We start from the raw sequence: 14,559 nt of genomic DNA on the forward strand, positions 1-14,559 counted from the left end.
TCCCCCCTTGCTTCGTTCAGGCCAGGCACTCCACCAGGGATGAAAAAACCGCCTCCCTGAAAGGCGTTTCAGGCTCCCGTATAAACCTTGTTGCCACCCGCCCGCCCATGTCGGCAAAATAGTGGGCGCTTCTGGCCCAGGGTGCGAGGTCTGCGCCGGGGCAGGCGCCATGAAATCCCAAAACCCTGTTAAAGACTAAAAGCGCCCGCTCATGCTCCTGTTGGCAGACAAGAAGCCAGCCGTCCAGCGCGTATAGATATCCCAAAGCCTGCTGATCCGGCTCCCCCGGAAGAATGGCATCCCCAAGGCTGGCGATGACGCCCGAAACCCTTCTTTCGGCCTCGTTCACAAGGCCGTCGGTTACGAGCCCGAAAACCAAGGACAGGTCCTCTTTAAAAGGCGCGAGGCAGGGCCGGGCCGCCAAGTCGTCCAGATGCCCGGTAAGGGCGAGGCTCCCAAGGATTTCCCTCCACTGCCTTCGCCGGTTTTCGGAGGGCCTGGGGCCGCCCAGGTGAAGGGTGAGGGGCGCGGCTTCGAGGGTCAGGGCGTCCAGGGCCGCCGCGAACAGGCTCCGCCTTTCGCCCTGAAGGCCGCTTAGGACGTCCTTGCGGCGCTTTTGAAGTTCGCGGGCAGATCGACCGGACGCGGCGTCAGCGTAGATGGCCAGGAGGGCCGGAGCGTCGCTTATCTCTGCCACGTCGGTGGCGGAAAGGGTGAGGGTGGACTCCCCCGCCCCGGACCTGATGAGAAGTTCGAGTTCCTGGGCCAGGTCCACGGTGAACCTGCCGGAACCCTGCCGGGAAACTGCGGCGCTGTAGCCACGGGCCTCCACGTCTGCCTTGCGGTCGCCTTTAAATGTCAGGCAGACCGACCGGCCCCGGTCCGTGACGGCAAGGGCAAAGGACCCCGGCCCGTTTTCCTTCTGAAACTTGAGCTCGGAAACCGCCGCAATGGGCAGGCCCGGCGGGAAGCCCTTAAAGGCCGAAACAAGGCAAAGAGCCGCGTCGCCGTCTTCCGGAGAAATTCCTTCGGACGGGCCGAGCGGCCTTACCGGCATTGAGCCGTCCCCGGTTTCAGGCTCCCAGGGATCTTCCCGGTCACCGCTGGTGTTCATGAAGCCTTCGTCATCGCCCTCATCCGGCTCATCGGCGTTTTCGACGTAGGCCCGGACATCGGCGCGTTTCAGGGCAAGGCGGGCAAGCATCCCGCAAAAAAGCGCGGTTTTGTCGCCATATCCGATAATGGCCCTGGCCGCATTCACGAAGTCCTTTCTTTCAAAAAACTGTTGGTTCAAAAGACCCGATTTTTCGAGGACTTCCGGCGACAGGCCAATGCCTGCGAAATGCGGGAGAGCCCGTTCAAGGTCTTCGGGGGTTAGCGCGTAAAAGGCCGGAGGCGATTTTTTCTTGAGCCAGTCGATGACCGCACTTGCCGCCACCATCCTGACGTAGGCCCGGCGGTTTTCGGGCTTGGCCCTAAAGATGCTTTTCTGCCTTTCCACTATGCGCGTCCATGCGCATGATTTAAGGTCGTGAAATTCGACGGGAAAGGCCCTGGCCCTGCATACGCCCTCCACGGTCGCCCGGTATAGCCTCACAAATTCTTTGTCAACGGGCATAAATGTCCCCGCCATCATCAACGTAGGAATGCAAAAGGCCCTTGTGGGATGGTGAAACTTTTTAAGATTTTTATATTCAATGTTTATCATAATGCAATAAAATTTTACTACCCGGAACAATATTTTTATATCTGTCAATACATGATCATAACTTGATGATAAACCGGGATACATAACAGCAGGCATACACAGAGGAAAGCAGGTATTAAATGGCTATTGACTTTGGCCCCTGCCGGACGGAAAAGCTGTGGAGGGAAAACCGTGCAGAAGACGGGAAATCGCCCGGGGAACCGGGCCGGTCACAGCCTTTTTCGGAGACACGCCATGACGGGCAACGGAAACCGCATAAGCCTTGCGCGCACAATGATCGTCTATTTTCTTCTGGTGGGCCTGGCCTGCGTTCTTCTGGGGATGGAGTTTGCGGCGGACATCGAGGGAGCGCCCCTTAAGGCCGCCCTCACGAAAAACATCGGGCGGTACTGCGAGGGGAAAATCGCGGCCCCGGAGGTTCTTGCCCCGCTTACGCGACTTCGCAACAAGGCCCTTTTGATGGTGGCGGTTATACTGGTGGTGGTGGTGGTGGTGCTCACCCTTTTCGTGAAAAGGATAAGCGGCCCGCTGTCCCAGATCATAAGTACGGCCAGGGCCATTTCGGACGGGGACCTCTCATGCACCGTGGAAGCCGAGGCAAAAAACGAGCTTTCCGAGCTGGCCGGGGTGTTGAACGATCTTACGTCCAATGTCCAGGAGCTTCTGCTTTTTGCGCAAAATCTGAAGGAGACCGGCGACGCCCTGGCTGAGGCCGCCCGAAAGGAGGCGTACGACGGCATAATGGGAGTGGAAAAGGAGGCCCTCATGGCCCCTGTGAGGGAATGGACCGGCCAGTCCGAAAATCTGGCCCGCTTCCTGGAAGGGTTCCGCTTCTATTCCGTATCCGGGAAGACCCCATAAAAAAGGCGGCCTCGGCAATCGAACGCCGGGGCCGCCTGTAACAGCCTGTTGAAAAAGGCTTGATGCGAAGCCTGACACTTAAGTTCGCGTTTTTAGACAGGCTTCTACTCGCCGATAAACACCGCCGGACGCTTCTGGGCAAAGGCCATCATGCCTTCCATGGTGTCCTTGGTCTCGAAGAGCTTCGCCAGTTCCTCCCGCTCGTGCTGAAGGTGAAGATCGGGTGAAATCGAGGCGGCCTGGGCCATCACCCGCAAAATCGCCTTCACCGCAAGGGGCGGACGCCCCGAAAGGACCTCGGCCATTTCCAGGGCCTTGGCGAGCGTCTGGCCCTCTTCGGCCAGGTGATTCACAAGCCCCATCGAAAGAGCCTCCTCCGAAGGAATCTGAGCGCCGGTCAGGATGCACTCGATGGCCTTGGCGCGCCCGATCAGGCGGGGCAGGCGAAGGGTGCCGCCGTAGCCGGGCATGATCCCCAGGTTGGTTTCCGTAAGCCCTATGCGGGAGTTCACCTTCAATATCCGCAGATGGCAGGCCATGGCCATTTCCAGGCCGCCGCCGAAGGCGTGGCCGTTCATGGCCGCGATCACGGGAATGGGCATGAACTCGATCTTGTTGAAAACGTCCTGGGCCATTTTCAAAAAATCGATGGGTGAGTACGGGCCGAATCCGCCCGTGAGGTCCGCGCCCGCACAGAAAATCTTGTCGCCGCTTCCGGTTATGATAAGGGACCGGAGGCTCTTGTCCCTGGCCGCGTTGTTCAAGGCGTCGTTTAATCCGTTGAAAACCTCCAGGGAAAGCTGGTTGGCCTTGGGCTTGTTGATGGTGGCGATGGCCGCCTTGCCTTTCACTTCGTACAGTACAGCGTCGGACATGTCCCTTCTCCTTTACAGGCTGTCGAAAAACGCGATCCGCTTTGTTGTGCTTCAAATCCAATTTCGGTCACGTACAGAAGAGTACGCTCCCTTATTGGCTTTTCGCACGCCTTGCGGCTCATCTTTTTTCATCAGCCTGTAGCGCTTGAGTTTTTCAACGGGCTATCAGTGTTCGATGTATGCAAACTTCGATTGCTATACCGAACCATTACTATAGTTTTTTATAGGAGCCGTCAACAATCTCCGGCTCCGGCTTGAAGATGTTCAGTCCGTAGCGGGCGTGGAGCTTTTCCAGGCTCGCCGCCAGCATGGCCGGGTCAACGTTGGCGCAGATGGCGAAAGGCCCGGCGAAGGCCTTCATGCCGTGGACCACCCCCAGGTCGATGTCGGCGGTGGAGGCGGCGATGCCCTCCTTGAAAACCCGCACGGCCTCGTTCATCTGAATGGCAAGCATGTCAAGGGGCGTGATGTCGGTGGTTTCCCTGGAATTGTCGATGACCGCCTTGCCGTTCTCCCACTTGTAGAGCCCCTGGCCGGTTTTCATGCCAAGCTGGCCGCTTGCGATCTTCGCCTTTAAGGTCTTTCCGGGCTCGAACTCCCTGGAAAGAGTCTTGGCGTAGTAATCGAGGGTGTGGGAGAAAACGTCCAGGCCCACGAAATCGGCCAGTTCAAACGGCCCCATGGGCATTCCGGTCTTCTGCATGGCGGCGTCCAGCTCCTGGGGCGGGATTTTGCCCTCGTCCAGGATGGCGCTTAAAAGGGCCTGGTTGGGGGCGCTTATGCGGTTCACGATGAATCCGGGAGAGTCCTTAAGAACCTTGACCGGAATCTTGCCGATTTTTTTGGTCACCTCGATCAGAAGGTCGGCGCTTTCGTCGGCGCTCTTTTCACCGCAGATGATCTCCACCAGCTTCATGCGGTTCACGGGGTTGAAAAAGTGCATTCCCAGAAAGCGCCCGGGGTTGTCCACGGAGGTTGCGATCTCCGAGATGCTCATGGTGCTTGTGTTGGTGGCCAATACCGCATCCTTGGGGGCGAGAGCCGCGACGTCGGCGAAGACCTTCTTTTTGAGGTCCATTATCTCCGGCACGGCCTCTATCACAACCTGGGCATCGGCCACTGCGGTCTTCAAATCGGTGGTGGGAATTATCAGGTTGTTCAGTATGTTGTCTGCGGCGTCCTGGGCCATCTTGCCCTTTCCCACCAGGAACAGGATGCTGTCTTTGATGCCCTTCATGCCCCTGTCCACGAACTCCTGCTTGATGTCCTGCATGGCGACGGTGTAGCCCGCCGTTGCGCACACCTGGGCTATGCCGTGGCCCATTGCCCCTGATCCGATTATCGCGATTTTTTTTATGTCCGAAATGTTCATGACGCCTACCCTTCTGGTTGATGTAATTGCCGGACCGCTGACCGATAGACTGACATGTCAGTTTTTTATTCGACCGAATAGCACTCCGAAAAAGCCCTGTCAAGCCTCCATGTCGTCTGAGCCAAGATTTTCAGACCGATTGCCGGATGGCGGCCATGACGCCTGGCATAAGCCCACTGGCCCGCGAATTTCTGCATCCAAATCAAGCACAAAAAATTGTCATATTTTATTTAAATATTAAATTACAAAATTTTTTGCTATTTTCTTATTGACATAATTTTTTGCTTAATTTATTTTCAATAAAAAGTGAGCATTGGTTTTTGCCATGGCGGATTTGGCGAACGATTGCTTGGAAACCTTGGGGGGAAGTGGACGTTTTTTTAATATAGCATCCTGATTTTTTTAATGAAAAAAATTTTGAAAAATTTTTCTTGACATCCGGTTCTAGTTTGGATTATTTGTAAGTACAGTTGTACGGACACTTATAAAAACATTAAAAGCTACATTTAATCGCAAATTTGTTTTTAAACATGCTCACAACCCAAAGGAGGTTCCCATGAACGGAATCCGTCAACAAAATCCCGGCAGGCGCATCCCGGTGAGGCATCCTCTCTCCACCTCCATCAAGGTGGGCTTTCCCAAAAAGACCGCCCTGACCCTGGGTTAGGACAAGGCCGCAGCACTCGGCCAACGACGCACGCTATAATATAAGGAGACCGGGCCATGGAAAACACCGCTTCCAACCACATGTCGCTGAATCGCCTGGAACTTAGGCTCCTGGGATTCTTTTTCCTGGTCTCGGTGCTGGCCTTCCTGGTGGCAGGGCTCATACTGGTCAACTACGCCCAGAAATTCGCCCCCCAGGTTTCAGAGCTTTTGGGCCTCAATATCAAGCTCAACAAGCAGATGATGGTCTCCATCGACGACACCTTTCCCGTGATGGCCAAGTTCGAAAACGATTTTGCAATTGGGCTCAAGACCGAAATCCCCTTGCGGGTGCCCATATCCACCGTGCTCAAGGTGCCCATCGACGAGACCTTTTCCGTGCCTTTCAAGGATTCCTTCACCGTTACCCTCGATAAGCCCCTTGCCATAAAGGGCAACGTCCGGGTCAAGACCAACATACCGCTCGACACCAAGATCGAGGTGATGATAGCCGGGGTCAAGCACCGTCTGCCCATAAAGGCCTCCATTCCCATAGACATGGAGTTTCCCCTGCGGGAGAGCTTCGAGGTGGAGTCCGACCTTTCCCTTCGCATGAAGGAGCCCATGCCGGTCCACATAAAGCAGACCCTGGAAGCGCCGGTCAATTTCGTGGTGGAGGGGGTGATGCCGCTCGACAAGCAGATACTGGCCCCGGTTTCGGCGGACCTTGCATGCAGCATACGCATGAAGCACGACATGCCGCTTCTCATGGACCTGGATCTGTCCTTGGACGACCTTGGCCGGGGGATAATCCCCACCATGAGGCCCGCGACGCCCACTGACGCGGGAATGTTCGGGGAAGGCGGCTTTTTCCGGGACATCTGGCAGAGGTTGAACGGCGAGCCCCCGCCCGTAAAAGCGCCCAAGGCGGGCATCATCTGCCCGGTCGGCAAACCGGGGTGCTGAAAACAGAGGGCTGAGAAATTTTACGGGCGACCCGGAATTTCCAGGTCGCCCGTTTTATTCCGTGTTACATCTCATTTGGGCCAGATCATGGATTCCTTTTCCACGCCGAAAATCATGTTGGCGGTAAGATAAACAAGGGTTTCCGTGCCGTTGTTTCTTATTCCGTGGGGCGCGCCTCCGGGAATGAGCACCGCCCGGCCAGCCGCGGCCTCCTCTTCTTCATCCCCAACGGTCATGAGCCCGCAGCCCGAAATGATGTAGTAGCACTGCTCCTGCGGGTGCGAGTGGATGAACTGCGCGCCGCCGGGGTCAACATGGGTGAGCTGAATTGACACTTCCTTGGCCCGGGCGTTTTTTTCACCGATCAAAAGCCATGTTGTAAACCCGTCGTAAACTCCGACCGGAACATTTTCAACCCCCTTGACAATCATTTTCCCTCCCGAAAATTCTCAGAATTGCTAACCCTGCCAGGCCCGCCAGCAGTGAACCAAGCAACACGCTGATTTTCGATATTTGGACAAGTTCCGGGTCCTCGAAAGCCAGAAGGGTGATGAAAATCGACATCGTAAAACCTATTCCGCCCAGAAAACCGGCCCCTAGGACATGCTTCCACGACAAATCGCCGGGAAGCCTTGCAAGGCCCGATTTAACGGCCAGAAAGCTGAGCAGGAAAATTCCCGCCGGCTTGCCCGCGAAAAGGCCCGCCAATATTCCCATGCTGTTGGCGCTTGCAAGGCCGCCCGCCCAATCACCGGAAAGGGCTATTCCGGTGTTGGCCAGGGCGAAAAGCGGCAGTATGACGTAGGCCACCGGGCCGTGGAGGGCGCGCTGGAGCCGGTTTGAAGGCGAATTGCCGACTCCGCGAGCGAAAGGAATGACAAAGGCCAGCAAAACGCCCGAAATGGTTGCGTGAACCCCGCTTTCGTGCATGAAAAAACACATGGCCACACCGGGAATCAGATAGAAGGCCAGCCGGTGAACGCCCATGCGGTTAAGAAGCAGGAGCCCGGCGAAAATCCCGATGGCCATGAGAAAGTATGCCAGGGAAAAATCGCCGGTATAAAAAATCGCGATTATGATTATTGCGCCCAGATCGTCTATTATGGCCAGGGCGGTGAGAAATATCTTGAGCGAGACAGGAGCCCTGCGGCCCAGAAGGGACAGCGCCCCAAGGGCGAAGGCGATGTCCGTGGCCATGGGAATGCCGATCCCGGCCTGGGTTTCAAGCCCCCTGTTGAAAAGATAATGAAAAAACGCGGGCAGGGCCATGCCGCCCACGGCGGCGAAAATGGGCAGAACCGCGTTTTTGGGGTCAGAAAGCTCGCCGACGTAAAGCTCCCTTTCGATCTCAAGGCCGATCATGAGGAAAAAGACCGCCATCAGCCCGTCGTTTATCCAGTGAACTATGCTGTATGAAAGAACCTTTCCTCCGGCCACGAATCCGGCCTTTGCCTGCCAGAAGCCGGTGTAGGCGTCTCCGAAAAGGGAGTTGGCGGCAACCAGTGAAAAAATGGTGCAGAAAATGAGTATCAATCCGCCGGAACTCTCTGATTCCTGAAAATCCCGGCACTGATCGGACATATTGGTGGTCATGGCCGACTCGTATGTTCCTTTCATACTTCACACGGGCTTTTTGGCGGTTACGAGAATGTAAAGGTACGGGTTTACGCCAAGGGTCATTTCAACAAAGCGGAAAAAGATGTCTATGAACGTCAGCATGAAGCCCGGATAGTCCTTTATGAGCGTTTTCCGGTGCGCGCCGATCCTTTTGCGCCAGTGCGAGAGCATCCCGAAGGTTTCCCTGGAAATATCCGTGATTTCAATATCCTCAAAACCGGCCCTTTCCAGGCTTTTGCGCCAGTCTTCAGGGGAATACATCTCCGGGGCCGCCATCATGGGACGCGCCAGGAGGCGCGAAAATGTCCGCACAGGCGAAATTCGCCCTCCATCCAGCACTATGTCTGCAACCGAAAAGGCCCCGCCGGGTTTCAGCACCCGGTGCGCCTCCATGGCGAAGGCGGCCTTATCCGGGTAGTGGAAGGCGGTTTCTATGGCGTAGAGTCCGTCGAAATTTTTATCCGGCAGGGGGATTTTGCAGGCGTCTCCGTGCCGGAAACCCACCCTCTTGGACAAGCCCTGGCCGGTCTTTCGCGCATTGGCTTTTTCCACGTGGGCCGGGGTGATGTTGATGCCGGTTATTGTTACATCGGGGTTTTCTGTTGCCAAAAGGCAGGCCGGGCCGCCTATGCCGCAGCCCACATCCAGCCAGCGGCCTGTTTTTGGGAGGCTTTTTGCCGTGAACCGCACAAGATCGCGCTGGGCCTCGGCCAGATCAGCCTTCCTGGGGTTTTCCGCGTAGCCGATGCTTAAAATCCCGGAGTCCTCGCTCATGGTTTCAAAGAGGCTCTCGAACAGCCGGTAATAGGCCACCACCTTCTGATGCGCCTTTCCCGGCATTGCGTGGCTCGCAAAAAACCCGGCAGCCTCTCCAATCTTCCCCATCCCCCCGCCTTGCTTCATGAACCCCTCCCCGCAAAACGCATGTCATTGGTTGATGATTTCCTCTTTTACCCCATTTCAGCCATCAGATTGAGGCTTCTTCGTCTCAAATTCTTTATCCACTTCCGATAGAAGCTCGGCTAACAGTTTTTTGGATTTTCCGGCCTCTATAAAAAAGCCGCCGTACATCATCGCCAGTAAAAAGCAAAACATACCACCCAAGACTCCGAGCATACCCCACGTAGCGTCATCGAACCCGCTGGCAATTAGGGCAAGTGAAAAAATGCTCAACAGTCCCACAATCGGGACGAGTAAAATATACGTAATAGGGTGCAACGTCATATGGATGCGGATGACAGTTCCTTTATCTTTTGGCATGAAGCATCCGTAAATTATCGGTAGGAATTAATTTCGATAATGAATGATTCTATTTATCGTGAAACCCGTTTCATCTATCTGGCCTGCTAATGGTGCAACTTCCCTTCTTCCAAGGCCGAACAATTTTCTTGGCTCCACTCTCCGGCTTATTTCTTTAACAAGAGTCTGTACATCTAAGGGGCTTTCCACAATCCAGGATTCATATGGAAAAAATTTCATTTCTTCTCCACCGTTTAAGCAGTCCAACCTGCCCAATTAATAAAAATTCTGATCATTCCTCGCGCTTTTTTGCATTATTTATCACTCATTGGGCTCAGGCGCAACATCGGTGCGAAGGCAGGCAATTATTACTTGGAGCATTAAATATTTCTATTTTTAGCGGGATGTGCTATGGTCCCGCACATGAACTTCAACGACACCCGCAAATTGAGTCCCAAGGCACAGGAAGCATTGCAGGAGTATTTTTGAAACATACTGAAAAGGGTGTGTGGAAGTTCTTTTTCAAAAAGCCTGCCGAATCATCTCGGATATTGTTGAACGGAAAACGAGAATACGCTTGGAGCAAGGGGGTGACATGCGGCATTTTAGGATGAACTCGTGGCTGTTATTGCTGACGGTCTTTTTGTTTTGCGCTCCACAGGCGCAAGCCGACAGCAATGGCAAAATGACGCTGGAGCAGGCGTGGCAGGTTATCAAGGAAAAGAAATTCGTGGACCTAACCCACGAGTTTGCGCCCGGCATCCCAAAATGGAAGGGCTTCCCGGATGAAGAGATAACAACACTTTACGGCTATGAGCCTTTGGAGGGCAAAATGGGAAGCGGCTTTTTGGCCCAGTATTATTGCCACGTGGGCCAATGGGGCACCCATGTTGATCCTCCGGCCCATTTTATCAAGGGTGGCCGGACAGTCGACCAGATAGCTCTCAAGGAGATGATAATGCCGCTGGTGGTGCTGGACGCGCATTCCCTGGTTGAAAATAATCCGGATTACACTCTTACTATGGAAGACATCCTGGACTGGGAAAAGAGGCACGGCCCCATTCCGGCAGGAGCGTTCGTGTCCATGCGTACGGACTGGTCCAAGAGATGGCCTGACCCAGCGGCAATGGCAAATCGGGACGCCGCCGGAACGGCCCATTATCCTGGATGGAGCAGGGAAACCCTTACGTTTCTATATGAAACTCGGCATATTATGGCATCGGGACACGAAACCACGGATACGGACCCCGGGATAGCAACTTCCAGAGACGACTACTCCCTTGAAGCATATATCCTGGGACAGGACCATTATCAGATAGAGTTGTTAACCGGCCTGGATCAGGTCCCTGAAGCCGGAGCCCTCGTGGTGGTGTCTTTCCCGAAACCCAAGGATGGTTCAGGCTTTCCCGCGAGGGTTTTCGCAATACTGCCATGAAGGTGTTCCATTCTCTCGGCTGCCTCATCTCCCAATTAGGAGAAAGCCTGTTAAGTTTACCGATGATGAGTTCGTGTGAATAATGCCCAGATATCCAAGTATGGCCAAGCTCTTGTACGATACTTATTTCATATGCTTGTATTGCCTCAAGGGAAGGAGTGGCCTATAACCTTCTTGCGATATCTGTTTGGTCAAAATTCCGTCTATTTCCCATGTCCGAACTATGCAAAATGTCAAAGATTTTTACAATATGCTGTGAGCTATCGGTTTTATATGCGCTATGCGAGTTCGCTTTTTCCCGTTGCCCTGATTGGTGATCTGTGATGAGCAGTGTAATGTGATAACCTGTGAAACCGAGACCAACTGCCCATGATCCAAATGCTGAAATCCTTTTGCTTTCGGTAGGGCTATCGAAACCTGAAGTCTCTGTAGGTGGCAGATATCGATGATTTTCAATAAGTCATAGCACCAAAACATGTGGTACCAACACTCTGTTGAAGGGATCGTCATTCTCCGGTTTCGGCGATCACTATTATGTAATGCCGTAAACCCTTGCCGCGTTTTCGTATAAAACTTTCCGGAGCAGAGGCTTGTCTCCTTTGCAGGCTTTACGCGCACAGGCCAGGGCGGCCCAGGCATCGCCAAAGGGCCAGTCCGAAGCAAAAAGCACCCGGTCAGGCCCAAACACCTTAATCAGTTTCCTTATATTGGCCGCTGACTGGAGCGAGGTGTCCACGGAGACATTTGCAAAGGCATACAGTTTTTCCATGACTTCCTCCACTTCGTACATGCCGGCATGACCCACCACAAAACGCACGTCCGGATGTTCCCGCACCAGGCGCACGGCGTAGTCCACAGCGCCGTATTCCGGTATATTCTTATCTTTCTCTTCACCTTTATAATAATTGGAAATGCCGCAGTGAAACAGCACGGCAAGCCCCACCCTGCCCGCGGCTTCCACCGCCTTGTGCGTGCGCGGATCGTCCAGGGCCACCTTCTGGATTATGCCGTGGAGCTTGAGTCCCTTTGCACCACTCGCCTTGTCCGCCGTAAGCTGTGCTTCAAAATCGCCGCCCGCCGCCACATCAACGGTGGTAAACGGGATAACGCCTGGCTCCTGGCTGGCGGCTTTCGCCAAATCGCCGAAGACCACATAAGGATGGATGGGCATGCAGGCGCTATGGGTGATGCCCAATCGATCCATGGATTTTCGGAGATTTTCCAGGGTTGCGGTCCGGCTGCGAACCTGTTCGGCCATGATGGCCTGGCTGAGAGAAAGACGGTATAGCAGGTTTCCCAGGCCGAAATTACGATAACCCACCAATCCCCAGAGAGTGATGGGATCAAAAATCATGGGTTTGGTTATTCCCTTTTTCCAGATGAGCTCGCCCCCGCCCTCGATTAACAGATCTCCGATGTGAGTGTGCGCGTCAATGATGGGATGGGATTTCATGTAACAGCCTCTCTTTGAACTTTTGGGTTTGGGCGGTCAAACAAGCGAAAATACACTTGAGATCGCGCCCATTCCCAAAATTTGAGTCATAAAGTCGGGGATCCCCCACCAATTCCTCATTGCCACGAAAAATCAATTTTGCTTAATCCGTAAAACGGTCCTGCATTTTCAAGCCGGCCATAACCGCCTTGGCCGCAATTGTGGAGAAGGGCTGAGGAGGCCAGGGAAGTGTGCGGCGATTCACGAAAAATACATCCGTGAGATCCGTCTTTTTCTCCAATACCAGGTCCGCTGCAGTGACGCCGTTTAAGTGAGTGAGGCTCACGCCATGCCCCATGCACCCTAAGCTGTATACCATGCGCTTATCGCCAACGTACCCAATGGCCGGGGCCATGTCCATAGTGAGGGAGACCGGCCCGCCCCAGCGGTGAGTAAAGCCCACGTTTTTCAGCTGGGGGAAAATTTGACGCACATCTTCTTCCAGGCCGTCAAAAACCTCGTCGTTAAGGTCGTGATCCATACTGGGCCCATAAGACAGGCCGAAGTCCCTGCCTCCCATGAGGATGCGGTTGTCAGCGGTAAGGCGGTAATAATGAATCAGGTTCCTGGCATCTTCGATTCCCTGGCGGTTTTGCCATCCAATGGACTCCATCTGCTTGTCGCTCAAAGGCTCGGTAAGTACGATATAGGTCCAAAGCGGTGTTTGCTTCCAACGGATCTGAGGGACAAGATGAGACCAAGCGTTGGTGGCCAGCACCACCTTGTCCGCCAGCATCCTGCCCCCTGCCGTCTTCAGGAGAACTTGAGACCCGTGCTTTTCGATGTGGTTTACCGGTGAATTCTCGTAAACTTTTACACCCAGGTTTTCCACAGCATCTTTTTCTCCCCAGGCAAGTTTGGCCGGATTGACAATGCCGCACCGGGGTTCGGACCATGCTCCCAGGTAGGAAGGGCTTTTCACCTGCGCCTGCACCGCGTCCCGGTCAATCCATTCAATGCCGGAAAGACCAAGGGATTTCGCAAATTCCACCTCGTGCATAATGCGTTTTTTATAGGCCTCGGTGGTGGCAACGCGCAAAAAACCCGAATGTTCGTAATCGCAGTCAATGGCATACCCTTCAACCATGTCTTTTAAAAGATCCACGGCCCTTTCCATGTAATGGTGACCTTCACGGGCTTTGACCCTGCCGAAACGGAAAGCCGTCATGGCCATGGTAAACCCGAACAGGGTCATGCTGAATCCGCCGTTGCGGCCGCTGGCCCCGAATCCCACCACCTGGCTTTCCAGGATGGCCACATTGAGGGACGGGTCCGCCTTCTTCAGATGCAGAGCTGTTGAGAGCCCGGTGAAACCGCCCCCCACAATGGCCACATCCACCTTGGCGTCTCCTGAAAGGCCCGGATTGGGTTTATAGTCTCTGGAAGACAGCCAGTAGCTTTTATTGCGAAAATCTTCTCTTTTCATTGTCTCCCCTCCTATATGCGGTATAAAAGCTTAATATGCTTGGGTGCGTTTTCCCGCTGAGCCAGCGAACAACCACCCGGCAACGTCTAGTCACTGTGTCGCTTGCGCCGCACTTAAAATACCCTCCATCGTAAATTGGACAAGATTTCTGATGTCCTCTTTTCGGCTGTTATCCGGCTCAATCATCCATTGAAGAGCGAGCCCCTCGATCAAAGCCACCACAAGATACCCGGCGTTTTTTATCGGGGAATAGAGTTGCCGGAAGTGCAGGTTTCCCTGGGCGCGGTATTTTTCCATTAAGAGGCTCAAAGGCTTTGCCACAACCTGGCTCTCAAAACCCATCTGGACCAGATTGAAGAAGACTCGATTAAGCCCCTCATCAAAAACGAACTCGTCGCATAAAAAATTTGAGAAGGCTTTAAACAAATCGTCGCTGTCTGAAAGCTCCTGTATTTTTTCCGCAAAAAGAGCCTGATATTTCTCGGCCAGATGATCCATCAGGCAGGTGACAATTTCATCCTTGGACTTGAAATAGTAATGGATTACGCCGGGCGCCATTCCGGCCTGAAGGGCGATTTCCTTGGTTGTGACTTTTTCATGCCCTTTTTCCGAAAGGCAGGCATACAGGGCCTGGACGATTTCGTTTCGTCTGGCAAGGGCGTTGCTTTTTCTTCCCATACGGTTTCCTGTGCGGTGTGATTTATTTTCCAATTGTTTGTTTGGTTGACCAAACTATTTCATATCCCCGGATCGCTGTCAAGTGTTTTTTTTGACGCTTTCCGGCACACTCTCCCGATTATTTCGACGAGATACTATCCCTTACGCCAGGACCCATGAGGAGATTGACCGATTAAGAGCTTATTCGTAAATAATATTTACATAGACAGAATTTTTAGCTATAATGTCTCATTGTTAATCATAGT

General features: G+C 53.8%; 14 protein-coding genes. 4 read left to right on the forward strand and 10 right to left on the reverse strand.

Annotated elements, in window-relative coordinates; genetic code table 11:
• Nucleotides 1–16: 16 nt before the first annotated feature.
• On the reverse strand, nucleotides 17–1,618 hold the full coding sequence (locus HZB23_02930) for a hypothetical protein (GenBank protein ID MBI5843607.1): 1,602 nt from the start codon (nucleotides 1,616–1,618) through the stop codon (nucleotides 17–19).
• Between the two features lie 324 nt (nucleotides 1,619–1,942).
• On the opposite strand from HZB23_02930, the gene HZB23_02935 reads away from it, so the two are divergent.
• Nucleotides 1,943–2,569, forward strand: a complete 627-nt coding sequence (locus HZB23_02935; protein MBI5843608.1) for a HAMP domain-containing protein — start codon at nucleotides 1,943–1,945, stop codon at nucleotides 2,567–2,569.
• Between the two features lie 104 nt (nucleotides 2,570–2,673).
• On the opposite strand, the gene HZB23_02940 is transcribed toward HZB23_02935, so the two are convergent.
• Together HZB23_02940 and HZB23_02945 are read right to left on the reverse strand one after the other, a co-directional pair.
• Complete coding sequence (locus tag HZB23_02940) at nucleotides 2,674–3,444, reverse strand: enoyl-CoA hydratase/isomerase family protein (GenBank protein ID MBI5843609.1); 771 nt, start codon at nucleotides 3,442–3,444, stop codon at nucleotides 2,674–2,676.
• A 211-nt stretch (nucleotides 3,445–3,655) separates the two neighbouring features.
• Nucleotides 3,656–4,816, reverse strand: a complete 1,161-nt coding sequence (locus HZB23_02945; GenBank protein ID MBI5843610.1) for a 3-hydroxyacyl-CoA dehydrogenase family protein — start codon at nucleotides 4,814–4,816, stop codon at nucleotides 3,656–3,658.
• Between the two features lie 723 nt (nucleotides 4,817–5,539).
• On the opposite strand from HZB23_02945, the gene HZB23_02950 reads away from it, so the two are divergent.
• Complete coding sequence (locus tag HZB23_02950) at nucleotides 5,540–6,427, forward strand: hypothetical protein (GenBank protein ID MBI5843611.1); 888 nt, start codon at nucleotides 5,540–5,542, stop codon at nucleotides 6,425–6,427.
• 71 nt (nucleotides 6,428–6,498) lie between these two features.
• Here the strand turns inward: HZB23_02950 and HZB23_02955 are convergent, their stop codons facing one another.
• From HZB23_02955 to HZB23_02970, 4 genes are all read right to left on the reverse strand, one after another.
• Entirely contained in the window at nucleotides 6,499–6,858 is a 360-nt protein-coding gene (locus HZB23_02955) for a cupin domain-containing protein (GenBank protein ID MBI5843612.1), read from the reverse strand.
• Complete coding sequence (gene nhaA / locus HZB23_02960; protein MBI5843613.1) at nucleotides 6,839–8,008, reverse strand: Na+/H+ antiporter NhaA; 1,170 nt, start codon at nucleotides 8,006–8,008, stop codon at nucleotides 6,839–6,841. Before nhaA ends, HZB23_02955 begins: the two co-directional genes overlap by 20 nt.
• A gap of 39 nt (nucleotides 8,009–8,047) precedes the next feature.
• The gene (locus HZB23_02965) at nucleotides 8,048–8,929 is read right to left on the reverse strand and encodes a methyltransferase domain-containing protein (GenBank protein ID MBI5843614.1); all 882 of its coding nucleotides are present in this window, start codon (nucleotides 8,927–8,929) and stop codon (nucleotides 8,048–8,050) included.
• A 75-nt stretch (nucleotides 8,930–9,004) separates the two neighbouring features.
• Nucleotides 9,005–9,304 (reverse strand): hypothetical protein, encoded by a 300-nt coding sequence (locus HZB23_02970; GenBank protein MBI5843615.1) that lies wholly within the window; start codon nucleotides 9,302–9,304, stop codon nucleotides 9,005–9,007.
• Between the two features lie 203 nt (nucleotides 9,305–9,507).
• On the opposite strand from HZB23_02970, the gene HZB23_02975 reads away from it, so the two are divergent.
• Together HZB23_02975 and HZB23_02980 are read left to right on the forward strand one after the other, a co-directional pair.
• Nucleotides 9,508–9,897, forward strand: a complete 390-nt coding sequence (locus HZB23_02975; GenBank protein MBI5843616.1) for a hypothetical protein — start codon at nucleotides 9,508–9,510, stop codon at nucleotides 9,895–9,897.
• A complete protein-coding gene (locus HZB23_02980) occupies nucleotides 9,879–10,718 on the forward strand; it encodes a cyclase family protein (protein MBI5843617.1) in 840 nt (279 codons plus the stop codon). Before HZB23_02975 ends, HZB23_02980 begins: the two co-directional genes overlap by 19 nt.
• A gap of 532 nt (nucleotides 10,719–11,250) precedes the next feature.
• On the opposite strand, the gene HZB23_02985 is transcribed toward HZB23_02980, so the two are convergent.
• The 3 genes from HZB23_02985 to HZB23_02995 all read right to left on the reverse strand — a co-directional run bounded on the left by HZB23_02985 (nucleotide 11,251) and on the right by HZB23_02995 (nucleotide 14,314).
• Nucleotides 11,251–12,171 carry an amidohydrolase gene (locus HZB23_02985; GenBank protein ID MBI5843618.1) on the reverse strand — a complete coding sequence of 307 codons (921 nt, stop codon included), beginning with the start codon at nucleotides 12,169–12,171 and terminating at the stop codon, nucleotides 11,251–11,253.
• Between the two features lie 142 nt (nucleotides 12,172–12,313).
• The gene (locus HZB23_02990; GenBank protein MBI5843619.1) at nucleotides 12,314–13,636 is read right to left on the reverse strand and encodes an FAD-dependent oxidoreductase; all 1,323 of its coding nucleotides are present in this window, start codon (nucleotides 13,634–13,636) and stop codon (nucleotides 12,314–12,316) included.
• 90 nt (nucleotides 13,637–13,726) lie between these two features.
• The gene (locus tag HZB23_02995) at nucleotides 13,727–14,314 is read right to left on the reverse strand and encodes a TetR/AcrR family transcriptional regulator (protein MBI5843620.1); all 588 of its coding nucleotides are present in this window, start codon (nucleotides 14,312–14,314) and stop codon (nucleotides 13,727–13,729) included.
• Between the last annotated feature and the right edge of the window lie 245 nt (nucleotides 14,315–14,559).

This window comes from Deltaproteobacteria bacterium (assembly GCA_016235345.1).
Lineage (GTDB): Bacteria > Desulfobacterota > Desulfobacteria > Desulfobacterales > Desulfatibacillaceae > JACRLG01.